Below are 1,400 nucleotides of genomic sequence, written 5' to 3' on the forward strand. Positions count from 1 at the left end.
TTGCGCGCCCGGCTGCCCGTCGCGCGCATACCGCGGCGTTGCCGTCGGGCAGGCAGCTTGCCCGGCAGTTGATGGTGACGGTCCGCACGGCGGACGTGCTGCTGCGCCAGGCGATTCGCGTGCCCGATCGCCATCAGTGGCTGGTCGACGCCGAACGCGTCGATGCGGCCGGCGGGCCGCTCACCGCGTGGGATTCTCACGTGACGTTCCGCATCGTCAAGGCATTCGCACCGGCGTTCGATGCGGATACGTGTGCGGCCGACCCCGATCAAGCGGCGGTCGAGATCCGCCTGTTTCTTCCCGAACAGGCTTATGTCGCCGAGCGGCGCATCGGCATCTTCGGCCGGCGGCATGGCCAGCGGTTCAGCGCGACGCTGTCGGTCACGGCCGGTTCGCAGTGGGGCGGCCGGCGCAACGAGCACGTTCCGCCGGCAGGGCGTCACGTGCACGGCGACACGCTGGAAGCGCTCGTCGACACGGTGGCCGGTATCGTCAACGCGGCGTTGCGCGTGGCCGGGCATGGCACGACCGGCCACGGGTGACGCGGCGGCGCGCGGCCGCCGGCGGGCTCACGCGTCGCCGGTCTGCCCGGTCTGCCGTTGCAGGTCTTCCATCAATTGTTCCGCCAGGAAGTCGCACGGCGGCCGTTTCGACTTGGTGCTGCGCGCGAGGATCAGCTCGAGCGGCGGCAGGTCGGGCAGCCCGTGCGAGCGGCCGAGCATCGACAGTTGCGCGGGAATCGCGCAGCGGGCAAGCGGCGCGACCGCAAGGCCGGCCTCGACCATGCTGAGCAGCCCGAGCAGGCTCGGGCTTTCATACGACGTGCGGTACGGCACTTTCGCGCGTTCGAGGCTGCGGATCGCGTTCTCGCGCGCGACGCTGCCCGGCATGAACACCGCGATCGGCAGCGGCCGTTCCTCCCAGACACGCGGCCCGTTCGTCATCGCGGCCCACGCCATCGGCTCGTGGCGGATGAAGTCGCCCGACAGCCCCTTGATGCGCGTCCCGCACACGAGATCGACGGTGCCCTCCTTGATCAGCGGCGCGAGCGCGCTGCTCGGCAGCCCCATCACCTGGATCTCGACCTTCGGGTAGGTCGCGGAGAATTTCTTCAGCACCGACGGCAGCAGCGACGACGCATAGTCGTCCGGCACGCCGATCACGACCTTGCCGGTCACCTCCGGCCGCACCACGGCTGCCCATGCTTCGTCACGCAGCGCCAGCATTCGTCTGGCGAATCCCAGCAGTACCTCGCCTTCGCGCGTCAGCACGATGCTGCGCGGCTTGCGCACGAACAGCGGCCGGCCGATCGCGTCCTCCAGGCTCTTGATCTGCATGCTCACGGCCGACTGCGAGCGGTTCACGGCCTCGGCCGCGCGGGTCATGTTGCCGGTTTCCGC

At 70.1% G+C, this 1,400-nt stretch carries 2 protein-coding genes; one reads left to right on the plus strand and one right to left on the minus strand.

The features are described from left to right. Nucleotides 1-542 (plus strand): hypothetical protein (locus JMF90_RS37030; RefSeq protein WP_201326338.1); only part of this gene is annotated, 542 nt, incomplete at its 5' end. A gap of 27 nt (nt 543-569) precedes the next feature. Here JMF90_RS37030 and JMF90_RS37035 read toward each other — a convergent pair. Further along, a partial coding sequence (locus JMF90_RS37035; protein WP_201326339.1) for a LysR substrate-binding domain-containing protein occupies nt 570-1,400 on the minus strand: 831 nt, incomplete at its 5' end.

Origin of the sequence: Burkholderia sp. E168m23 (genome assembly GCF_016586125.1) — a bacterium.
GTDB lineage: Bacteria > Pseudomonadota > Gammaproteobacteria > Burkholderiales > Burkholderiaceae > Burkholderia > Burkholderia orbicola.